At 61.3% G+C, this 20,554-nt stretch carries 19 protein-coding genes; 9 read left to right on the top strand and 10 right to left on the bottom strand.

Annotation, left to right across the window (positions count from 1 at the left end):
* Positions 1 to 243: 243 nt before the first annotated feature.
* Both CQ041_RS24345 and CQ041_RS24340 read left to right on the top strand, forming a co-directional pair.
* Complete coding sequence (locus CQ041_RS24345; RefSeq protein WP_105524954.1) at positions 244 to 2,742, top strand: TonB-dependent siderophore receptor; 2,499 nt, start codon at positions 244 to 246, stop codon at positions 2,740 to 2,742.
* Positions 2,743 to 2,822: 80 nt separating this feature from the next.
* Positions 2,823 to 3,152, top strand: a complete 330-nt coding sequence (locus tag CQ041_RS24340) for a hypothetical protein (protein WP_105524956.1) — start codon at positions 2,823 to 2,825, stop codon at positions 3,150 to 3,152.
* Positions 3,153 to 3,487: 335 nt separating this feature from the next.
* On the opposite strand, the gene CQ041_RS24335 is transcribed toward CQ041_RS24340, so the two are convergent.
* Complete coding sequence (locus CQ041_RS24335) at positions 3,488 to 4,432, bottom strand: sensor domain-containing diguanylate cyclase (RefSeq protein ID WP_105524953.1); 945 nt, start codon at positions 4,430 to 4,432, stop codon at positions 3,488 to 3,490.
* 247 nt (positions 4,433 to 4,679) lie between these two features.
* Here CQ041_RS24335 and CQ041_RS24330 point away from each other — a divergent pair, with 247 nt between their 5' ends.
* A complete protein-coding gene (locus CQ041_RS24330; protein ID WP_105524952.1) occupies positions 4,680 to 4,928 on the top strand; it encodes a DUF1652 domain-containing protein in 249 nt (82 codons plus the stop codon).
* A 9-nt stretch (positions 4,929 to 4,937) separates the two neighbouring features.
* Here the strand turns inward: CQ041_RS24330 and CQ041_RS24325 are convergent, their stop codons facing one another.
* Entirely contained in the window at positions 4,938 to 5,300 is a 363-nt protein-coding gene (locus tag CQ041_RS24325) for an NUDIX hydrolase (RefSeq protein WP_105524951.1), read from the bottom strand.
* 127 nt (positions 5,301 to 5,427) lie between these two features.
* On the opposite strand from CQ041_RS24325, the gene CQ041_RS24320 reads away from it, so the two are divergent.
* Positions 5,428 to 6,408 carry a Gfo/Idh/MocA family protein gene (locus CQ041_RS24320; protein ID WP_105524950.1) on the top strand — a complete coding sequence of 327 codons (981 nt, stop codon included), beginning with the start codon at positions 5,428 to 5,430 and terminating at the stop codon, positions 6,406 to 6,408.
* Positions 6,409 to 6,444: 36 nt separating this feature from the next.
* On the top strand, positions 6,445 to 7,074 hold the full coding sequence (locus tag CQ041_RS24315) for a ribonuclease T2 (RefSeq protein WP_105524949.1): 630 nt from the start codon (positions 6,445 to 6,447) through the stop codon (positions 7,072 to 7,074).
* Here the strand turns inward: CQ041_RS24315 and CQ041_RS24310 are convergent.
* A complete protein-coding gene (locus CQ041_RS24310; RefSeq protein ID WP_105524948.1) occupies positions 7,071 to 7,508 on the bottom strand; it encodes an Rrf2 family transcriptional regulator in 438 nt (145 codons plus the stop codon). The genes CQ041_RS24315 and CQ041_RS24310 overlap by 4 nt on opposite strands.
* Before the next feature lie 146 nt (positions 7,509 to 7,654).
* Between CQ041_RS24310 and CQ041_RS24305 the strand changes: the two genes are divergently transcribed.
* Positions 7,655 to 8,539 carry an NAD(P)/FAD-dependent oxidoreductase gene (locus CQ041_RS24305; protein WP_105524947.1) on the top strand — a complete coding sequence of 295 codons (885 nt, stop codon included), beginning with the start codon at positions 7,655 to 7,657 and terminating at the stop codon, positions 8,537 to 8,539.
* Here CQ041_RS24305 and CQ041_RS24300 read toward each other — a convergent pair.
* Positions 8,529 to 9,227 (bottom strand): SDR family oxidoreductase, encoded by a 699-nt coding sequence (locus CQ041_RS24300; RefSeq protein ID WP_105524946.1) that lies wholly within the window; start codon positions 9,225 to 9,227, stop codon positions 8,529 to 8,531. The genes CQ041_RS24305 and CQ041_RS24300 overlap by 11 nt on opposite strands.
* Positions 9,228 to 9,334: 107 nt before the next feature.
* Between CQ041_RS24300 and CQ041_RS24295 the strand changes: the two genes are divergently transcribed.
* From CQ041_RS24295 to CQ041_RS24285, 3 genes are all read left to right on the top strand, one after another.
* Positions 9,335 to 9,769: a helix-turn-helix domain-containing protein gene (locus CQ041_RS24295; RefSeq protein WP_105524945.1), complete on the top strand. Its 435-nt coding sequence runs from the start codon at positions 9,335 to 9,337 to the stop codon at positions 9,767 to 9,769.
* A gap of 54 nt (positions 9,770 to 9,823) precedes the next feature.
* Complete coding sequence (locus tag CQ041_RS24290) at positions 9,824 to 11,512, top strand: phospholipase D-like domain-containing protein (RefSeq protein WP_105524944.1); 1,689 nt, start codon at positions 9,824 to 9,826, stop codon at positions 11,510 to 11,512.
* Between the two features lie 88 nt (positions 11,513 to 11,600).
* The gene (locus tag CQ041_RS24285; protein WP_105524943.1) at positions 11,601 to 12,188 is read left to right on the top strand and encodes a LysE family translocator; all 588 of its coding nucleotides are present in this window, start codon (positions 11,601 to 11,603) and stop codon (positions 12,186 to 12,188) included.
* On the opposite strand, the gene CQ041_RS24280 is transcribed toward CQ041_RS24285, so the two are convergent.
* The 6 genes from CQ041_RS24280 to CQ041_RS24255 all read right to left on the bottom strand — a co-directional run bounded on the left by CQ041_RS24280 (position 12,130) and on the right by CQ041_RS24255 (position 20,480).
* Positions 12,130 to 13,005: an AraC family transcriptional regulator gene (locus CQ041_RS24280; protein ID WP_105524942.1), complete on the bottom strand. Its 876-nt coding sequence runs from the start codon at positions 13,003 to 13,005 to the stop codon at positions 12,130 to 12,132. The two genes, CQ041_RS24285 and CQ041_RS24280, sit on opposite strands and share 59 nt — an antisense overlap.
* A 115-nt stretch (positions 13,006 to 13,120) precedes the next feature.
* The gene (locus tag CQ041_RS24275) at positions 13,121 to 14,725 is read right to left on the bottom strand and encodes an ABC transporter ATP-binding protein (protein ID WP_105524941.1); all 1,605 of its coding nucleotides are present in this window, start codon (positions 14,723 to 14,725) and stop codon (positions 13,121 to 13,123) included.
* Between the two features lies 1 nt (position 14,726).
* Entirely contained in the window at positions 14,727 to 15,746 is a 1,020-nt protein-coding gene (locus CQ041_RS24270) for an ABC transporter permease (protein ID WP_105524940.1), read from the bottom strand.
* A gap of 1 nt (position 15,747) precedes the next feature.
* Positions 15,748 to 16,821, bottom strand: coding sequence for a microcin C ABC transporter permease YejB (locus tag CQ041_RS24265; protein ID WP_105524939.1), 1,074 nt, complete (start codon positions 16,819 to 16,821; stop codon positions 15,748 to 15,750).
* On the bottom strand, positions 16,822 to 18,654 hold the full coding sequence (locus CQ041_RS24260; RefSeq protein ID WP_105524938.1) for an extracellular solute-binding protein: 1,833 nt from the start codon (positions 18,652 to 18,654) through the stop codon (positions 16,822 to 16,824).
* A complete protein-coding gene (locus CQ041_RS24255; RefSeq protein ID WP_105524937.1) occupies positions 18,651 to 20,480 on the bottom strand; it encodes an extracellular solute-binding protein in 1,830 nt (609 codons plus the stop codon). Before CQ041_RS24255 ends, CQ041_RS24260 begins: the two co-directional genes overlap by 4 nt.
* Positions 20,481 to 20,554: the final 74 nt, after the last annotated feature.

Genomic DNA, 20,554 nt, shown 5'->3' with positions numbered 1-20,554 from the left:
TGGCGTGGGGGTGAGGGGGCTTTCACATCAGCCCTAGCCCAAACGGCCTGACGAACGGCTGAAAAATCAGAAAGGCTGACTGTAAGGGGAAAAAATCCACAGCAAACGCCACTCACCCACCAGGCAAAAACCAGACCTCTCCGACTGCAGCGAAAAAGATCAAATAAAAATCGCTCTCATTCTTGCCCGATTTCCCGACATGGCCGTCATGGTTAATAGAACCTCTATTACGCAGGATTTCCCATGTCGCGCCTTGCTCGTCCCTTGCACCCACTGGCTTTGTCCGTGGCGATGGCTTTTGCCGCTGTGCCGTTGCTGACCGTCCAGTCTTCCGTCGCCGCAGAAAGCAGCGCCGTGCGCAGTTTCTCGATTGCCGCGGGCGATTTGAGCCAGGCGCTCAACAGCCTGGCCGAGCAGGCGGGCCTTGCCCTGGCGTTCGATGCGAGCCTGACCCGCGGCAAACGCAGCGATGGCTTGAGCGGGCAATACGACACCGATGTGGCCCTTAACCAGTTGCTGACGGGCAGCGGCTTGCAAGCGGTGAAAATTGCGGGTGACCGCTACCGTCTGGAGGCCATTCCAGACATCGGCGGTGCCATGGAGCTGCAGGCCACTACCATCAGCGGCGCGTACCAGGCCGAAAGCCCCACCGGGCCGGTCGCTGGTTATGTGGCGACCCGCAGCCTGTCAGGCACCAAGACCGACACGCCGATCATCGAAACCCCGCAGTCGATTTCCATCGTCACCAAAGACCAGATGCGCGCGCAGAACGCCGAGAGCCTCAATCAGATCCTGCGCTACAGTGCCGCCGTGGTCCCGGAAACCCGGGGTGCCACCGCGTCGCGCCTGGACCAGTTGACCATCCGGGGTTTCTCGCCGGCCACCTACCTGGACGGCCTCCGCATGCCGAGCAGTCGCGACGCCTTGCCGCAAAAGGATGCGTTCGACCTGGAGCGGGTCGAAGTGCTGCGTGGCCCGGCGTCGGTGTTGTACGGGCAGGGGACGCCGAGCGGGGTGATCAACATGGTCACCAAGCGGCCGTTGGATACGCCGTTCCATGAGATCGGCGTGGAATACGGCACCTTCGACAAGAAGCGCACCACCTTCGATTTCAGTGGCCCGATTGACGATCAGGGCGTGTATTCCTACCGCGTGGCCGGCCTTTTCGACGACGCCGACGGCCAGGTCGACCACACCGAGACCCGCCGGCAATCGCTGTCCACCGCGTTCACCTGGCGCCCGGATGACGCCACGTCACTCACCTTGCTCGGGCATTTGCAGAAGGACCCCAAGGGCGCCTCGTATGGTTCGGTGCCGGCCTGGGGCTCGGTGCTGGACAGCCCGACCGGGCACGATATCGACGTGGGCTTCTACGACGGTGAAAAGGATTTCGAGAAGAGCGACCGCGAGTATTACTCCATCGGGTATGCCTTCGAGCACCATTTCAACGATGTGTGGACCGTGCGCCAGAATGCGCGTTATCTGCGCAGCGAAGGGCGTTACCGCAGCCTCTACAGCAACAACCTGCGCAGCGATTACCGCACCATGCAGCGCGCGACCATTGCCAGCGACGTGAACATGGACGCCTATGCCCTGGACAATCAGGTGCAGGCCAAATTCGACACCGGGCCGTTGCAACACACGCTGTTGATGGGCGCCGATTACCAGTACACCAGCACCGATACACTGTCGGGCTCGACCCGCGCCGGCACTGCGCCCACCCAGGATATTTTCAACCCGGTGTACGGCAAGGCGATTCCGGTTCCGGCCTACAGCACCGATGGCACCTCCCGCAGCCAGCAGACCGGCGCTTACCTGCAGGAGCAGATGAAATGGGACAAGTGGGTGCTGTTGCTCGGTGGTCGCTATGACTGGGCAAGCACCGACAACAGCACCAAGACCTTGAGCACCGGCGCCAAGTCCAAGTCGTCCCTGGACGACAAGGCGTTCACCGGGCGTATCGGCCTGGTCTATTTGTTCGACAACGGCCTGGCGACATATGCCAGTTACTCGGAATCTTTCCAGCCGCAATCGGGCACGGGCTACGGCGGTTCGGTGTTCAAGCCGACCGAGGGCAAGCAATATGAAGTGGGCATCAAGTACCAACCGCCAGGCAGCAACAGCTTCATCAGTGCGGCGATCTTCGATTTGCGCCAGAGCAACGTACTGACCACCGACCCGGACCCGAATCACATCTGCGGCAGCGGGCGTTGCCAGAGCCAGGATGGCGAAGTGCAGTCCCGAGGCTTCGAGCTGGAAGGCAAGGCCAGCCTCAATGACAACCTGGATATCACGGCGGCTTACGCCTATCTGGATAACCGTATCACCCAGTCGAACAACACTGTGCAATATGCGCCTGTCACGGATGTGGGCATCGGCCCGCAGCTCTCGGCCAAAGGCACCACCACCTACGCCGTGCCACGCCACACCGCTTCAGCGTGGGCGGATTACACCTTCCGCGAGGGCAACCTCAAGGGCTTTGGTGCCGGGGCCGGTGCGCGTTATATCGGCTCGTCGTGGGGCGATACCGCCAACACCTTGAAAGTGCCGGGCTATACGCTGTTCGATGCAGCGGTGCACTACGACATCCCGAACATCACCAGCCTCAAGGACAACCTGCGCCTGGCCCTTAACGCCACCAACCTGGCGAATAAAGAGTACGTCGCGTCGTGCTACTCCTACTCGTGGTGCTGGTACGGTTCCCAGCGTACCGTGCAGGCCAGTGCGACGTATCAGTGGTAATAAGGCAATTTAATGGCCCCTTTGTAACAAAATCCTCGCCAGAATCGCTTTTATTTTCAGGTGGTTAGGTAGGGATGCAAATGCGCACTGTTGGAATCATGCTGTTCGCCTGTTCCCTGGCCGGTGGCGCGGCTGCCGCGCAGGCACGGGAGCTGCGCGAGGGTGACAAATACATGTGCAGTTGGGGCGCCGGTACGGCCGCCAGGGCCCAGGAACTCAAGCTGTCGGGGGTGTCGCTGTATGCCGCCCGGCAGAAGATCCAGGGCATGAAGTTCAACAAATCCTGGATGCGCATGATGGCCATGGGCATTACCGAGCAGACCTACGACAGCCGTTCGCGGCTCAAGCCCGAGGCGATCCGCCAGGGTTTCTATCAGGATTGCGTGCGCTACAAAGTCGCACGCAAATAACTGCCCCGGCCGCCTCGGCGCGGTGCAAACAGAGGCCAGTCACCCAGCACGCAAAGCGGGGCAGCGGAGATTCAATAACCTTTTCATACACGTGGAATGAGTCGGGAAGTTGCACCAATAAGTGGCACTTATATGCCTCGCAACCTTTAAAAATGTGTGGTTATTGAATGACTTACGACAGTTTCAATCCGACGAAAGGGTTAATTTAGTCTTGTGACGCAATTAGACACTCGGTACTATTGCCGGGCGTTCACCTCCCACGGTTTATGCATTTTTAAATCCCAGGTTTCCATCAGCTACTTGGGATTTTTTTTGCCTGCGATTTGACCTCGGTGTCACATTCGACCTTCGGCAAACTCGGCACGCATCCGCCCATTGCGCTTGGCCTGGTACAGCAGTCTGTCGACGTCTTCGACAAACTCCAGCATCAGGTCATCCGCCGCGACGATGCGCGTGCCCACACCCAGGCTCAACGTCAGCAGGTTCGAAACCTTCGAAAAACCGTGCTCGATCTGCTGTTGCTTGATCAGGTGCAGGCAGCGCTGGGCCACCTGCCGGGCAGACGCTGCGTCGGTTTCCGGCAGCAACCAGACGAACTCCTCGCCGCCGATACGCGCAATGAAGTCTCGTGGTCGGTTGGCCGCCAGCGACAGGGTGCGCGCCACTTGGCGCAGGCACTCGTCGCCTTTGATATGGCCGTAGTGGTCGTTGTACTGCTTGAAGAAGTCGATATCCATGATGATCAGCGATAGTGGCAACTGACTGCGTTGCGCGGCGACCCATTCACGCTCCAGCACCGTGTCGAACATGCGTCGATTGGCGATGCCGGTAAGGCCATCCTGATAGGAATACTCCTCGAGTTGTTTTTGCAGACGCACCAGGTGCTCCTCGGTCTTCTTGCGCTCGCTGATGTCGAACATGAAACCGATCAATGCCTCGACCTCGTCGCCCTTGCGCACCACGTGCACCACGTCGCGAATCCAGACGTAGTCACCGTTCACCGTGAGCGCGCGGTAGTCCGCCTCGTGGTCTACCCCAGCACGGGATTGAGACACGCAGAAATTCACCACGTATTCCCGGTCATCCGGGTGCATGCGCTCGACCCAGTCATCCACGCTGACCCAGCTCTGCGGCGTCCAGCCCAGCAAGGTCTCGATTTGCGGGCCGATGTAGCTGAAGGACATGGTGGCCCAATCGATACGCCAGGGGATGGCTTTGGTCGATTCCAGCAGCGCTTTGTAGACGTCACTGTCGGGCTGGCTCGGGGGTGCGATGCTCATGGAAAATGCTCGGGCGGAGGGTGAAAAAACAAGAGGGTCTTTTGATCGCAAACGCGCGTCAAGTGCTGGTGTGGCAGGCAGACGAGAGGTAACTCAGAGGGTTTTCTGACGCCAGTGTTTCGGCGCTTTCAGGGCAAAATGAGGCGTGGCTAACACTTTTGCGCGAAGGGCTAGAACCCCCGTGAAACGTGGTCTACGCTGCTCCCATCACAACGACTGGGTGGGGCCCGGGGGAAGGGTGCGGAGCATGATTTCCATCGTCGAATTCAATCGCATCATGGCGTCGGGTTTTTTACCCTTGGCGTGTGACTGCACCCAAAACAGCGATGGTTCGCTGCGCATCAGTATCTTTGAGCCCGAATCCGGGCGCGTGGATTTGTTGCTGACCTGCGTGTCACCCGATGGGCTCGACAGTATCCGCTCGATTTCCAACCTGATCGGTGAACTGCGCACCGAGATCAAGGCCGGTCGGCGTGGATTTGCGGCGTTCGGTTGAGGCGCGGGCCTACAACCTGCGCAAGAACGACCTGACGATATGCTTGGTCGCTTCCGTCGTATCCAATTGCTCCAGCGCGCTATGGGCGTACCACTGACAATCGGCAATCTCGTTGCACGGCCGCGCTTGTGCGATGTTCACCACTGACGCCTCGAACACATGGTGCAAGGTGTCGCGCGCCTTCAACGCCTGCAGGTAAAGCATCCCGTCCACATTCAAGCCGGTTTCTTCTTCCAGCTCCCTCGCGGCTGCGCCCACGGGGCGCTCGTTGCGTTCGACCTTGCCGCCTGGCAGCGCCCATTTTGACTTGGCTTTGCGCACGAAAAGGATCTGTCCCTCGTGTTCACAAATGACTGTTGCGCGAATTTTCATCGTTTGTGCCCCCGTTGCGGGATGAGTGTCACAAAAGTGTAATGCAATTGTCATGCTAAGTGGATATGGCGTGCGACCGCGGGTATGTGGATACTGCCCGCTTGACGAAAACGGACGAGGGGAACTGATGAGCACCGTACGCTGGGGCATGATCGGCTGTGGCAGTGTCACTGAATTGAAGAGTGGACCCGCTTTCTACAAAGCGCCAGGTTCGGCACTGGTGGCCGTGATGGGGCGCCGCCTCGAGGCGGTGCGTGATTATGCCGCGCGCCACGGCATTGCCCGCTTCTATACCGACGCCCAGGCGCTGATCAATGACCCTGAGGTGGACGCGGTGTACATCGCCACGCCGCCCGACAGCCACCTCGAATACAGCCTGATGGTGGCCGCGGCCGGCAAGCATTGCTGTGTCGAAAAGCCCATGTCCCTGAATGCCGAGCAGAGCGCGTTGATGCAACGCACGTTCGAGCGTGCCGGGCTGCATTTGTTCGTGTCCTACTACCGCCGTTCGCTGCCGCGTTTTCAGCAAGTACGCCACTGGCTGCACGAAGGGCGCATCGGCGAACTGCGCCACCTCACCTGGACCCTGTGCAAGCCCGCCGCCGCTGACGATGCCAGTGCCGCCAACTGGCGCACCGACCCGGCCATCGCCGGTGGCGGTTACTTTGCCGATTTGGCCAGCCATGGCTTCGACCTGTTCCAATACCTGGCCGGCGATATCGTCGAGGTGTCCGGGTTTACCGCGCGCCAGGCTGGACGCTATGCGGCCGAAGATGCGGTGACCGCCTGCTGGACCTTCAGCTCGGGCGCCCTGGGCATGGGCTGCTGGAATTTCGTCGCCGACCGCCGTGAAGACCGGGTCGAGCTGATCGGCAGCCGTGGGCGCATCCAGTTTTCGGTGTTCGACGACCACCCCTTGCGCCTTGAAGCCGAGACCGTCGAGGTGCTTGACGTGCCGTGCCACACGCACATCCAGTGGCACCATGTGCTGGCCATGAACGCGCATATTCGCGGCGAGGCCGAGCATCCGTCCTTGGCGATAGAGGCCTTGAAGACTGATCGGATCATGGACAAGGTGTTGCAACGTAACCCCCATCACCCTGGTTAAGCGCGATAGGGTTTTTCTTTTCAAGGAAGCAGGCGGATGAAATATTGGATGGCGTTGTGGCTGGTACTGGCCACGAGTGCAATGGCGGCCCCTCGTAACCAGGGCACGCCTGGGGAGTTTGATTTCTATTTGTTGTCGCTGTCGTGGTCGCCGACCTTTTGCCTCACGCACCCGAACAACGAACAGTGCTCGGGCAAAGGCTACGGTTTTGTGCTGCACGGCCTGTGGCCGCAATATGCGCGGGGAGGGTGGCCAGCGTCCTGCGCGCCGCAATCGCGGTTGGATCGCGAAGCCATGGAGAAGGGCGCCGCGCTGTTTCCCACCCGTTCGCTGCTCAAGCATGAATGGGCCAAGCACGGCACCTGCAGCGGCCTGGAGCCGTTGGAATACCTGGAAAAAACCGACGAGGCGCTGGGCGTGGTTGCCATTCCGCAGCAGTTGCAGCCGTTCAATACCTCGCCATCGATGACGGCGCGTGACATCGAGGCGCTGTTCCGCGACAGCAACCCGCGCATGGGCAACCGTGGGCTGGCGGTGATCTGCAAGGGCCAGGTATTGTCGGAAGTACGGGTATGCCTGACCAAGGACCTGGCCTTCACCGGGTGCCCGCGCAGTGTCAAAAGCCAATGCCGCGCCGGTGAAATTCGTATTCCTGCGCAGCGCTAGGGCAGCATCGCCAGGCGATAACGTTCGTCAAAATCCTCGGCCAATTGCGCCAGGCTGACCTTGCCCAGGCGCTCCAGCAGCAGCGCCTGGGCCTGCTCGAACGCATCCGTGAGCGCGGCGTTCACGGCTTGCTCCACCAGGCATTCCGGGTGATCGGTGGACAGGCCGATGGCAAATATCGACGGCGTGCCCAAGGCATTGTGAATATCCAGCAAGGTAATGTCGCTCAAGGGCTTGCCCAGGCTCCAGCCGCCCTGGTGACCCTTTTCCGAGCGCACGTAGCCTTTCTCCTTGAGCAAACCAAGCGTGCGCCTGACCACCACCGGATTGGTGCCGAGCATCTGCGCAATGGTCTCTGAAGTGGCGCGTTCTTCATGGCGACCCATATGGATCAGCACGTGCAGCATGCGCGAAAGGCGGGTGTCGTTTCTCATCGATAAACCTCGGGTTGAATCCGTCGGCAGTATCCTTTGTAACCTGATGAGTTGCGAGACTCTTGACGGGGTTATTTCACGTAACTTATGGTGTGTCGTGAAAGCGCACGGATGACCGTGTGCACCTTTTTAGCGGCGGTACGTTGATGATGCACGACGTGATTATCCTGGGCGGCAGCTATGCCGGCCTGTCTGCGGGCCTGCAACTGGCCCGCGCGCGGCGCACGGTACTGGTGATCGATGCGGGGCAGCGGCGCAACCGGTTTGCCGCAACGTCCCACGGGTTTCTCGGCCAGGACGGTCAGCCGCCGGAAGTCATTGCCGCGCAGGGGCGCAGCCAACTGATGGAGTACCCCAGCGTGAGTTGGGTGCAAGACAGCGCCATACAGGTTGACGGGCACCTGGATGCCTTCCGCGTACGCACCCTAGGCCAGGGTGACTTCCAGGCCAGGCGCCTGATCATTGCCACGGGTGTGTCGGACGATTTACCGGCGATCGAAGGTTTGCAGGAGCGTTGGGGCAAGCGGGTCTTCCATTGCCCGTACTGCCATGGGTATGAGCTGGATCAGGGACGCATCGGTGTGCTGGCCTCGTCGCCGCTGTCGATGCACCACGCGCTGATGTTGCCGGACTGGGGAACCACCACCTTGTTCACCCATGGCGTGTTTACCCCGGATGCCGAACAACAGGCGCAGTTGGATCGGCGCGGTGTCAGCGTGCAGGCCGGGGTGGTCCGGCGTATTCGCGGTGAGCGCGCAGATGTGGAGCTGGAGGATGGCCAGGTGTTCAGCCTCGACGGCCTGTTCACGCTGTCCCGCACGCGGATCAGCCCACTGGTGCAGCAACTGGGCTGCCAATTGGCCGAGGGGCCGACCGGAGCGTATCTGCACACTGACGACATGCGCCAGACATCCGTGCCCGGCGTGTTTGCCTGTGGTGACACTGCCCTGGCCAGCGGCTCGGTGGCGCTGGCCGTGGGCGAGGGCGTGCGCGCCGGCACGGGCACACACTTTTCGCTGATCACTGGCTGAGGTAGACCGGCTTTTCAGTCGACAACGAGGCCTTCACCCCGTAGGACGTATCGCTGACCAGCACTTCTTCACGGCCTTCGTTCAGGGCTTGCAAAGTGAGGGCGACCACTTCCTGCGGTGTGCTTTTTGGCGCATCGACGCCCGCGACCATGTCGGTGTCGATGTAGGCCGGGTGCACGCCGATCACCAGGGTGTTCTGTTCGCGCAGCTCGCCGCGCAGGCCATTGGTAAGACCCCACTGGGCTGACTTGGAAGTGCTGTAGCCGCCAGTGCCCGGTGGGCTCAGCCAGCTCAATACCGACAGCACATTGATCAGCGCACCGCCGCCCTGTCTGGCCAGGACTGGCGCAAACGCACGGCTCACGCGCAGGGTGCCGAAGGTGTTGACGTCGAAGTGTTGTTGCAGGTTCTCGACGCTGTCTGGCGCCAGCAGCGAGCCGTACTTGAGGAATCCCGCGTTGTTGATCACCAGGCTTACATCACTGGCGTGCGCAGCGGCGCGCTGCACGCTGGCCGGGTCGGTGATGTCCAGGGCAATCGGCGTGCTGCCGGGGATATCGACACTGGCCGGGTCCCGCGCCCCGGCATACACCTTGGCCGCACCCGCGGCGAGCAGTGCGGTGACAAACGCTTTGCCCAGGCCGCGATTGGCGCCGGTGACCAGTACTGCTTTTCCACGAATATCCATGCTGAACTCCACACTGCCAGTTAGGTTTAATGATGAAACCGTTTTTATCTTGAGAGCATTGGTCCTATAATGCAACCTTATTTTTCAGGCAGCCTGGAGGCTCGACGATGAAACGCAAATGCATGGAGGGCAATGGTTGCCCCGTTGCCCGCGCCCTCGACGTGGTGGGCGACTGGTGGACGTTGCTGATCATCCGCGACGCCTTTGCCGGTGTGACGCGCTTCGGGGATTTCCAGAAGCACTTGGGCGTGGCGAAAAATATCCTCGCCACCCGCCTCAAGGACATGGTCGAGCAAGGCCTGCTGGTGACCCGCGAAGTCGGCGCACGCAGCGAGTACCAGCTCACTGATAAAGGCCGCGCGCTGATGCCGGTGCTGGTCACCCTGGCCCAATGGGGCGAAGCGTTCACTGAGCCCGAGGACGTCGGCACCCGTCTGCTGGATGCACACTCGCTCAAGCCGCTGCGTACAGTCGAAATCCTCGCCGAGGACGGGCGGGTCTTGGGCGTCGACGACATCGTCACCCAGGCGCCAGTGGCTTGAAACGCTACAGCAGCTAGACTTCAGCAGACCGACTCCCGGCAGAAGGGAAAACCCGTGAGTGCCGATTTCGAGAGCAAGACCACGTTCCAGGGGCTGACCTTCAAGCTGTATCGCGGAGAGGGGGCCGCCTTGCTCGCTTTTGACCTCGCACCGGACCTGGCCACGCCCGACTTTGTCGGTTTCAGCATTGAAGTGCGATACCCCGGCGCCAGCCACTGGGGCGTGCTGCACAACCGCCTGCACTTCGACTATCCGCCAGTGCCTGAGCGCCCGCGGACGTTTCCCTCCACCGAAGCACCGTTCCAGAAATTCCGCTGGGTCCATGTGCCCAGCGACATCCTGCCGGGGCATTACCGCTATCGCGTCACCGCCTGTTACATGCGCGCGGACGGCACGCTGAGCAAAGGCGTGGCGGTGGAAGGCCAGGTCAGCCTCGAAGCGCAAACCATCAGCCAGTTCCTCAATATCGGCTTTACCCGAGGATTTGCATCCTCCCAGGCGTATGGCGATCGGTTCGACAACGAAACCCGTATCCTGCCGCCCTCGGGCTCGGCGGTGTCGGCCAACCTCGAGCTGGACATGGCGCCGTTCGAGGCCCATTACCGCTGGCTGGGGTTCGAGGCGCGCCAGTTGATACTCGACGTGCTGGAGCAGGCGGCCGGTGACCCTGAACTGACGCTCGATGCGTTGATGTTCGAAAGCAAGGAACCGGACATCCTGCGTCGCCTCGAACAGTTGGGCCCGCGCCTGCGGGCGATCATCGATGACAGCGCCAGGCAGAAGCCTGCGACCAGTTGCGAGAGCCTCAGTGCGCAACGCCTGGCGGCGAGCGGGGCGCAGGTCAAACGCATGCACTTCTCCGGCTTGCAGCACCACAAAGTGCTGATCGTGCGTCGCGCGGGCAAGGCGGTCCGGGTGCTCGGTGGCTCCACCAACTTCGCGCTGCGCGGCCTGTATGTGCAGGCCAATAATGTGCTGTTGTTCGACGATGAAAGCGTTGCCGGCAAGTTCGGCGAGGTGTTCGAGGCTTATTGGCGTTCGCCTGGTACTTTTCGCCAACACCCGCTCTCGCAGCAGTGGTGGGTGGTGCGCGATCAGCCGGGATCCAAAGTGTCACTGTGTTTCGCTCCTCACGCCGACAGTGCGTTGTCCCTGGATCCCATCGCCACCAGCATCGAACAGGCCAGCAGCTCGGTGCTGTACTCCATCGCGTTCCTCAACCAGATCAACGGCAAGGTGCGCGCGGCCTTCGATGAGCTGATGCAGCGTGCGCTGTTTTCCTACGGCGTGGCTCAGCGCACCGGCAAGCTGGCGGTGCGTAAGCCCGATGGTTCGGTAGGGTTGTTGCCTTTCGCGTATTTGGCCAGCAATGCGCCGGCACCCTTCAGGTCGGAATGGTCGGGCAATGCCGGGAACATGCTGCACAACAAATTCGTGGTCACCGACTTCAACGGCGCCAACCCTACGGTGTACACCGGCTCATCCAATCTGGCCGAAGGGGGCGAGCAGCATAACGGCGACCACCTGGTGCGCATCGAAGACCGCAAGGTGGCGGTGGTCTATGCCATCGAAGCGTTGCGCCTGTTCGACCACTTCCACTTTCGCGTCAACGCCAGCCAGCCCGGTGCGCTGCGCACCCTGCGCCTGGCCAAACCGCCGGCGGCCGGGTGCAAGACCTGGTTCGACGCCTACTATCGCCCTGGACACGTGAAGGCACGGGACCGTGAGCTGTTTGTGAAATAGCGCGCCAGGCGCATTTTCTTCAATACCGCGTGCGATGGCCCCTTTAGAGTGATGCTCTCTTCAGCGTCAGCACAAAAAGGGAATCGCAATGAGCTTGATCCTCTCCATGGCCGCCTTCGCGCTGGCCACCTCGATCACCCCCGGACCGGTCAATGTGGTTGCACTGAGTTCGGGGGCGCGCTTTGGTTTTGTCGCCAGCCAGAAACACGTGTTCGGTGCCGCCGTGGGCTTCACCCTGTTGCTGGTGTTGATTGGCCTGGGGTTGCATGAAGTGCTGCTGCGCTGGCCGATCCTGACCGAGTTGATCCAATGGGGCGGGGTGGCCTTTCTGCTGTACATGGCCTGGAAACTGGCGATGGATGATGGGCGTCTGGACGCGGACGGCAGCGCCACGGCGCCGTCGATGCTCTACGGCGCGATCATGCAATGGCTCAACCCCAAGGCCTGGCTGGCGTGCGTGGCGGGCATGGGGCTGTTTGTGGCGCAGGGGGATGCGGCGCAAGTGTGGCTGTTTGCGGGCCTGTATTTGGTCATCTGTTACCTGTCGGTGGCGTGCTGGGCGTATGCCGGTACGTTTTTGCGCCGCTACCTGAGCAATCAACAGGGCGTGCGGGTATTCAACCGTTCAATGGCCGCGTTGCTGGTGGCCAGTGTGGGTTATTTGCTGATGGCTTGAGTGCTTCGCGGTATTGCCCCGGGGTGGCGGCAAAATGCTGTTTGAAGGTGCGTTGGAAATGCGCCTGGTCGGCAAACCCGGCCGCCAGGGCCACGTCGGCAATCGGCTGGCCCTCCCGCAACTGTGCACGCGCAAACTGAATGCGCTGGTTGAGCAGGAATGCATGGGGCGTCAACCCGTAATACTGCTTGAAGGCGCGAATCAGGTAGGACGGCGACAGCTCGGCCGCCTGGCAGATAGCTTCCAGCCTGAGTGCCTCGGTACAGTGCGCGCGAATGTACTCGGCGGCGCGTTCCAGCTTGAAATTCACTTCGCGCAATGGCGTATCAGACGGATTGAGCCGCTGTTGCACGTCACTGAAATAGCTGACCAAGGCCGTTTGTTTGTGTAGGTGCTCGGCCTGCCCATCCACCAGTATCTGATACAGCTCCAGCAGGCCACGGTACAGCACGGCATCCTGGGTATGCGGCGTGTCGAATGGCCGGTAACCCTGGTCGGCACTGAACCCCAGTTGGTGCTGCAACTCGGTCAGCCAGGGCGTATCGATGTACAGCATCTGGTACGACCACGGCTGGTTTTCGATGGGATTGCAGGCATGCACATCGCCGGGGTTCATCAGCACCACCGTGCCGGCGCCGATCTGGAAGGTGTCGGCGCCGTAGTGGTAGAAACTGCGTCCGCTGGTGATCGCCCCGATGGAAAAATGCTCGTGGGCATGCAGGCTGTAGCTCACCTTGCGCCCATCGGCGATGGTGCGCGCTTCGATGAATGCCAGCGCCGGGTCGCGCCAGAACAGCGGTGAGGTGGCAGCGGTCATGGGCATGCGTTCCCTGGCAAGCGTGGTGTGGACAGGCAACAGCGTCATACAAAAGGCCGGTCAATTCAAGCCTCGCGCTGAAGCGCGCTCGCGCCCCCTGTTTAACCGAGTGATGTCAGCTGGGCGGCACCAGGAACGCGGCTTCCAATAGCTGGCGGGTGTAGGCATGTTGCGGCTTGGCAAAGATCGCCTGGGCATCACCTTGCTCCACCACCTGGCCATGCTTGACCACCATCAGTTGGTGACTCAGCGCCTTGACCACCGCCAGGTCATGGCTGATGAACAGGTAGGTCAGGTTGTACTTGGCCTGCAAGTTGCGCAGCAGCTCCACCACCTGGCGTTGCACCGTGCGGTCGAGCGCGGAGGTCGGTTCATCGAGCAGAATCAGCCGTGGCTTGAGCACCAGCGCGCGGGCGATGGCGATGCGCTGGCGCTGGCCGCCGGAGAACTCGTGGGGGTAGCGGTGGCGGGAATCCGGGTCCAGGCCGACTTCCTTGAGCGCCGCAATAATCGCCGCTTCCTGCTCGGCCGGGGTGCCCATCTTGTGGATGCGCAGGCCTTCGCCAACGATCTCGCTCACGCACATGCGCGGGCTCAAGCTGCCGAACGGGTCCTGGAACACCACCTGCATTTCCCGGCGCAGCGGGCGCACCTGCTGCTGGTTGAGCTGGTCCAGTTGCTGGCCCTCGAAACGGATGCCGCCCTTGCTGCCGATCAACCGCAGGATCGCCAGGCCCAGGGTGGATTTGCCCGAGCCGCTTTCACCGACAATGCCCAGCGTCTGTCCCTGGGGCAGGCTGAAGTTGATGCCATCCACCGCCTTGACGTAATCCACGGTGCTGCGCAAAAAGCCCTTCTTGATCGGGAACCACACTTTCAAGTCGTCGACTTCCAGCAACGGCGGGCCGACCTCATTGCCGGCAGGCCCACCGCTGGGTTCCGCCGCCAGCAATTCCTGGGTGTACGGGTGTTGCGGCGACTGGAACAGGGTCTCGCAGTCGGCCTGCTCGACAATGCAACCTTTCTGCATCACGCACACGCGGTGGGCGATGCGCCGCACCAGGTTGAGGTCATGGCTGATCAGCAGCAACGCCATGCCCAGTCGCGCCTGCAATTCCTTGAGCAGCTCCAGGATCTTCAGTTGCACCGTGACATCAAGGGCGGTGGTCGGCTCGTCGGCAATCAACAACTCAGGCTCATTGGCCAAGGCCATGGCGATCATCACCCGCTGGCGCTGGCCGCCGGATAACTCATGGGGCAGGGCCTTGAGGCGCTTGTGCGGTTCGGGGATGCCTACCAGTTCCAACAGTTCCAGGGTGCGCTGGGTGGCGACCTTGCCTTGCAGGCCCTTGTGCAGGCCGAGCACTTCGTTGACCTGTTTCTCGATGCTGTGCAGCGGGTTCAGCGACGTCATCGGTTCCTGGAAGATCATCGCGATGCGGTTGCCGCGAATATGCCGCAGGGATTTTTCCTTCAGGGTCAGCAGGTCCTGGCCGGCATAGTGGATGGTGCCGGAGGGGTGCCGCGCCAGCGGGTAGGGCAGCAGGCGCAGGATCGAGTGGGCGGTCACCGATTTTCCGGAGCCGCTTTCGCCGACCAGCGCCAGGGTTTCGCCGCGCTTGATATCGAAGCTGAGGGCGTTCACCACGCGGTGGTGGTGCTCGCCGGTGACGAACTCGACGCTGAGGTCGCGGACTTCGATCAGATTGTCCTGATTCATCTCATTTCCTCGGGTCGAAGGCATCGCGAGCGGACTCGCCGATAAATACCAGCAGGCTCAACATGATCGCCAGTACGGCAAACGCACTCATGCCAAGCCATGGCGCTTGCAGGTTGGATTTGCCCTGGGCCACCAATTCGCCCAGAGACGGCGAACCGGCCGGCAAGCCGAAGCCCAGGAAGTCCAGGGCGGTGAGGGTGCCGATGGCGCCGGTAAGAATGAACGGCATGAAGGTCATGGTCGAGACCATCGCATTGGGCAGGATATGCCGGAACATGATCGCGCCGTTCTGCATGCCGAGGGCGCGTGCCGCACGCACGTATTCCAGGTTGCGCCCGCGCAGGAACTCGGCGCGCACCACGTCCACCAGGCTCATCCACGAGAACAGCAGCATGATCCCCAGCAGCCACCAGAAGTTGGGCTGCACGAAACTGGCGAGGATGATCAGCAGGTACAGCACCGGCAAGCCGGACCAGATTTCCAGGAAACGCTGCCCGGCCAGGTCTACCCAGCCGCCGTAGAAGCCCTGCAAGGCGCCGGCAATGACGCCGATGATGGAACTCAACACGGTGAGTGTCAGGGCAAACAGCACCGACACCCGGAACCCGTAGATCACCCGCGCCAGCACATCGCGGCCCTGGTCATCGGTCCCCAACAGGTTGACGCTGGAGGGCGGCGCCGGTGCCGGCACTTTCAGGTCGTAATTGATGCTCTGGTAGCTGAATGGGATCGGCGCCCACAGCGTCCAGGCGTCCTTGGCCTTGAGCAGTTCCTGGATGTACGGGCTCTTGTAGTTGGCCTCCAGCGGGAATTCGCCGCCAAAGGTGGTCTCCGGGTAGCGCTTGAGCGCCGGGAAATACCAGTCGCCGTCGTAATGCACGGCCAAGGGCTTGTCGTTGGCGATCAACTCGGCGCCCAGGCTGAGTGTGAACAGGATCAAAAACAGCCACAGCGACCACCAGCCGCGCTTGTTCGCCTTGAACCGCTCGAACCGGCGGCGATTGAGGGGGGATAGGTTCATCTCAATGCTCCCGGCTGGCGAAGTCGATGCGTGGATCGACCAGGGTGTAGGTGAGGTCGCCGATCAGCTTCACGATCAGCCCCAGCAGGGTGAAGATGAACAGGGTGCCGAACACCACCGGGTAATCGCGGTTGATCGCCGCTTCAAAGCTCATCAGGCCAAGGCCGTCGAGGGAGAAGATCACTTCCACCAGCAAGGATCCGGTGAAGAAGATGCCGATGAAGGCCGAAGGGAAGCCGGCGATCACCAGCAGCATCGCGTTGCGGAATACGTGGCCGTAGAGCACGCGGTGGTTGGTCAGGCCCTTCGCCTTGGCGGTGACCACATATTGTTTGTTGATCTCGTCGAGAAAGCTGTTCTTGGTCAGCAGGGTCATGGTGGCAAAGTTGCCAATCACCAAGGCGGTGATCGGCAAGGCCAGGTGCCAGAAATAGTCGAGGATCTTGCCGCCCCAGCTCAATTCATCGAAGTTGTTGGAGGTGAGCCCGCGCAACGGGAACCAATCGAAATAACTGCCGCCGGCAAACACCACGATCAGCAGGATCGCGAACAGGAAGGCCGGGATCGCGTAGCCGACGATGATTGCCGAACTGGTCCACACATCGAAGTGACTGCCGTGGCGTGTGGCCTTGGCGATGCCCAGCGGGATCGACACCAGGTACATGATCAGCGTGCTCCATAACCCGAGGGAAATGGACACCGGCATCTTTTCCTTGATCAGGTCGATGACCTTGGCGTCGCGGAAGAAGCTGTTGCCGAAGTCGAGCTGGGCGTAGTTCTTGACCATGATCCACAAACGCTCCGGCGCCGATTTGTCGAAGCCGTACATCTTCTCGATTTCCTTGATCAGCGCCGGGTCCAGGCCCTGGGCACCCCGGTAGCTGGAACCGGCCACCGCGACCTCGGCCCCGCCGCCGGCGATGCGGCTGGTGGCGCCGTCAAAACCCTCGAGCTTGGCGATCATCTGTTCCACCGGGCCACCGGGGGCGGCCTGGATAATCACGAAGTTGATCAGCAGGATCCCGAACAGCGTGGGGATGATCAGCAACAGGCGGCGAAAGATATAGGCCAGCATTTAATCGCCTCCGCTCGCCGGTTCGGCGCTCGTGTCCAGGGTGACAGCAGGTTTTACGTCGGGCTTGGCCCACCAGGTCGCGGTGCCGACGTCATAGAGCGGCGATACCTTGGGGTGGCCCAAATGATTCCAGTAGGCCACGCGGAAGGTCTTGATGTGCCAGTTGGGAATCACGTAGTAGCCAAATTGCAGCACCCGATCCAGGGATTTGGCGTGGGCGATCAGGCTGGCGCGGGATTCGGAGTCGATCAACTCTTCCACCAAGCGGTCGACAGCCGGGTCTTTCAGGCCCATGTAATTGCGACTGCCGGGCTTGTCGGCGCTGGTGGACTTCCAGAACTCGCGCTGCTCGTTACCGGGCGACGACGATTGCGGGAAGCTGCCCACCAGCATGTCGAAGTCCCGTGAGCGCAGCCGCGTGATGAACTGTGAGACGTCGACCCGGCGAATCACCAGGTCGATCCCCAGGTCCGCCAGGTTGCGCTTGAACGGCAACAGGATGCGCTCGAATTCAGTCTGGGCCAGCAGGAATTCGATGGTCACCGGTTTGCCGGTGGTGTCGACCATCTTGTCGTCGACGATCTTCCAGCCAGCTTCCTGCAGCAGTTGGTAAGCCTCGCGTTGCTGGGTGCGGATCATGCCGCTGCCGTCGGTTTTGGCCGGTTCGAAGGCCTCGGTGAATACCTGCGGCGGGATCTGGTCGCGCAGCGGTTCGAGAATCGCCAGTTCATCCGGACCGGGCAAGCCGGTGGCGGCCATGTCGGAGTTTTCGAAGTAACTGCGGGTGCGCGTGTAGGCGCCGTTGAACAGTTGCTTGTTGCTCCACTCGAAATCCAGCAACAGGCTGATGGCCTTGCGCACCCGCACGTCCTGGAACATCGGCTTGCGCACATTGAAGACGAAGCCTTGCATGCCGGTGGGATTGCCGTTGGGGATCTGCTCCTTGATCAAGCGGCCCTCGGTCACCGCCGGCACGTTGTAGGCGTTGGCCCAGTTCTTGGCGCTGAACTCGGCCCAGTAATCGAATTGCCCGGCCTTTAGGGCCTCCAGCGCGACGGTGGCGTCGCGGTAATAGTCCGTGATGCGCTGGTCGAAGTTGTACAGGCCCTTGTTGATCGGCAGGTCCTTGCCCCAGTAGTCCTTGACCCGCTCATAGCGTACCGAGCGACCGGCTTTCACTTCGGCCACTTTGTAGGGGCCGCTGCCCAGAGGCATTTCGAGGTTGCCCTTGGTGAAATCGCGGCTGGCCCACCAGTGCTTGGGCAATACCGGCAACTGGCCGAGGATCAGCGGCAGCTCACGGTTGTTAGTGCGCTTGAACTTGAACAGCACCCGCAGGGGGTCTTCGGCGACTACTTCGTCGACATCGGCGTAGTAGGTGCGGTACAGCGGGGTGCCGTCCTTGACCAGGGTATTGAAGGTGAACACCACGTCTTCGGCACGCATGGGGTGGCCGTCGTGGAAACGGGCTTCGGGGCGCAGGTAGAACCGCACCCAACTGTTGTCCGGGGCCTTTTCGATCTTGCCGGCCACCAGGCCGTATTCGGTAAAGGGTTCATCCAGGCTTTGGGTGGCCAGGGTGTCGTAGATCAGGCTGATATTGTCGGCAGGCACGCCTTTGCTGATAAACGGATTGAAGCTGTCGAAGCCGGACAGGCTCGACTCACGGAACGTGCCGCCCTTGGGCGCGTCGGGGTTGACGTAGTCGGTGTGCTTGAAATTCGCCGGATACTTGGGCGGTTCGTTGTACAGCGTCAATGCATGTTGCGGCGCGGCATTGGCCGCGGCGCACAGCAACAGGCTGCCGAACAGGGCAGTACGCAAAGACATCATTGGGCTTTCTCCGACGCTTTCAGCCACCACGCACTCAGGCCCAGGCTGTAGGGCGGCGTGGTGACAAAGGCGAACCGGTTGCGGTACGCCAGGCGATGATAGTTGAGGTACCAGTTGGGAATGCTGTAGTGCTGCCACAGGAGCACCCGGTCCAGGGCGCGGCCGGCGGCCAGTTGTTCTTCGCGGGTCTGGGCCGCGAGCAGTTGTTCGAGCAGGTGATCGACAATCGGGTTGGCGATGCCGGCGTAGTTCTTGCTGCCCTTGATCGAGGCCTGGCTGGAGTGGAAGTACTGCCACTGTTCCAGGCCGGGGCTGAGGGTTTGCCCCAGGGTGATGAGGATCATGTCGAAGTCGAATTGATCCAGGCGTTGCTTGTACTGGGCACGGTCGACGGTGCGCAGGCGCGCGTCGATGCCGATGCTGATCAGGTTCTCGACGTAGGGCTGCAGGATGCGCTCCAGGTTCGGATTCACCAGCAGGATCTCGAAGCGCAGCGGTTGGCCCTTGCTGTCCAGCAGGCGTTGGCCGGATAGCTGCCAGCCGGCTTCGTTCAACAGGGCGAGGGCACGGCGCATGGTGTCTCGCGGGATGCCGCGCCCGTCGGTCTGCGGCAGGCTGAACGGCTGGGTAAACAGGTTGGCAGGCAGTTGGTCGCGGTAAGGCGAGAGCATCAGCCATTCGTGGCCGGTGGGAACGCCGGTGGCGGAGAATTCGCTGTTGGGGTAATAACTGAGGGTGCGCTTGTAGGCACTGCTGAACAGGGTGCGGTTGGTCCATTCGAAGTCGAACATCAGCCCCAGGGCTTCGCGCACCTTGGTCTGGCTGAAGGTGGCGCGCCGGGTGTTCATGAACAGGCCCTGACTCTGGGTCGGGATCTGGTGCGGGATCTGCGCCTTGATCACTTCGCCACGGTTCACCGCCGGGAAGTGGTAGCCATTGGCCCAATTCTTGGCCTGGTGCTCAATATAGATATCGAATTCGCCAGCCTTGAAGGCTTCGAAGGCCACGTCGCTGTCGCGGTAGAACTCCACGTCGACCTTGTCGTAATTATAGAAACCCTGGTTGACCGGCAGGTGCCTGCCCCAATAGTCCTTGACCCGCTCGAACACCAGTTGGCGGCCCGGCGTGACCTTGCTGATACGGTAAGGTCCGCTGCCCAAGGGCGGTTCGAAAGTGGTGGCCTTGAAGTCGCGGTTCTTCCAGTAATGCTGGGGCAGCACTGGCAGTTCGCCCAGGCGCAGGATCAGCAACGGGTTGCCGGCGCGCTTGAACACAAAGCGGATGCGATGACGGTTGAGCACATCCACCCGTGCCACTTCTTGCAGGTTGGTGCGGTATTGCGGGTGGCCTTCGGTCAACAAGGTGCGATAGGAAAACGCCACGTCGTAGGCGGTGATCGGCTTGCCATCGTGAAAGCGCGCTTCGGACCGCAGGTTGAACACCACCCAGCTGCGATCTTCGCTGTATTCCACCGACTGGGCGATCAGGCCGTAGCTGGACGTGGGTTCATCGCCGGACGGCGCGTACTGGCCGGTGCCGACCATCAAGGGCTCGTTCAGCTCATTGACGCCGTATTGCAGGAAATTGGGGGTGGAAACTGGGCTAGAGCCCTTGAAGGTGTAGGGGTTGAGCGTATCGAAGGTGCCAAATGCCATGACCCGCAAGGTACCGCCTTTCGGCGCTGCGGGGTTTACCCAATCGAAGTGGGTGAATTTTGCCGGGTATTTGAGCCTGCCGAACTGCGTATAACCGTGGCTTTCGGTAATCGCTGCGTTCGCACCAAAGCTCAAGGCCAGACTTATCAGTAGAAGGAGGGGACGCTTCAAGTCAGAGATCCGATCCATGCGGCTTGGGCTTTATGATCGGTACAGTAACAGCTTGTTCCGGTTGGAAAAAGGTT

Source organism: Pseudomonas sp. MYb60, assembly GCF_002979555.1.
Lineage (GTDB): Bacteria > Pseudomonadota > Gammaproteobacteria > Pseudomonadales > Pseudomonadaceae > Aquipseudomonas.
The sequence above is the reverse complement of the archived record's forward strand: the minus strand, read 5'-3'. Positions and strand labels throughout refer to the sequence as shown.

Excerpts from the sequence above, each read along its gene's own strand:
- CQ041_RS24345 (WP_105524954.1), top strand. The coding sequence starts at position 244 with ATGTCGCGCCTTGCTCGTCCCTTGCACCCACTGGCTTTGTCCGTGGCG.
- CQ041_RS24340 (WP_105524956.1), top strand. The coding sequence starts at position 2,823 with ATGCGCACTGTTGGAATCATGCTGTTCGCCTGTTCCCTGGCCGGTGGC.
- CQ041_RS24335 (WP_105524953.1), bottom strand. The coding sequence starts at position 4,432 with ATGAGCATCGCACCCCCGAGCCAGCCCGACAGTGACGTCTACAAAGCG.
- CQ041_RS24330 (WP_105524952.1), top strand. The coding sequence starts at position 4,680 with ATGATTTCCATCGTCGAATTCAATCGCATCATGGCGTCGGGTTTTTTA.
- CQ041_RS24325 (WP_105524951.1), bottom strand. The coding sequence starts at position 5,300 with ATGAAAATTCGCGCAACAGTCATTTGTGAACACGAGGGACAGATCCTT.
- CQ041_RS24320 (WP_105524950.1), top strand. The coding sequence starts at position 5,428 with ATGAGCACCGTACGCTGGGGCATGATCGGCTGTGGCAGTGTCACTGAA.
- CQ041_RS24315 (WP_105524949.1), top strand. The coding sequence starts at position 6,445 with ATGAAATATTGGATGGCGTTGTGGCTGGTACTGGCCACGAGTGCAATG.
- CQ041_RS24310 (WP_105524948.1), bottom strand. The coding sequence starts at position 7,508 with ATGAGAAACGACACCCGCCTTTCGCGCATGCTGCACGTGCTGATCCAT.
- CQ041_RS24305 (WP_105524947.1), top strand. The coding sequence starts at position 7,655 with ATGATGCACGACGTGATTATCCTGGGCGGCAGCTATGCCGGCCTGTCT.
- CQ041_RS24300 (WP_105524946.1), bottom strand. The coding sequence starts at position 9,227 with ATGGATATTCGTGGAAAAGCAGTACTGGTCACCGGCGCCAATCGCGGC.
- CQ041_RS24295 (WP_105524945.1), top strand. The coding sequence starts at position 9,335 with ATGAAACGCAAATGCATGGAGGGCAATGGTTGCCCCGTTGCCCGCGCC.
- CQ041_RS24285 (WP_105524943.1), top strand. The coding sequence starts at position 11,601 with ATGAGCTTGATCCTCTCCATGGCCGCCTTCGCGCTGGCCACCTCGATC.
- CQ041_RS24280 (WP_105524942.1), bottom strand. The coding sequence starts at position 13,005 with ATGACCGCTGCCACCTCACCGCTGTTCTGGCGCGACCCGGCGCTGGCA.
- CQ041_RS24275 (WP_105524941.1), bottom strand. The coding sequence starts at position 14,725 with ATGAATCAGGACAATCTGATCGAAGTCCGCGACCTCAGCGTCGAGTTC.
- CQ041_RS24270 (WP_105524940.1), bottom strand. The coding sequence starts at position 15,746 with ATGAACCTATCCCCCCTCAATCGCCGCCGGTTCGAGCGGTTCAAGGCG.
- CQ041_RS24265 (WP_105524939.1), bottom strand. The coding sequence starts at position 16,821 with ATGCTGGCCTATATCTTTCGCCGCCTGTTGCTGATCATCCCCACGCTG.
- CQ041_RS24260 (WP_105524938.1), bottom strand. The coding sequence starts at position 18,654 with ATGATGTCTTTGCGTACTGCCCTGTTCGGCAGCCTGTTGCTGTGCGCC.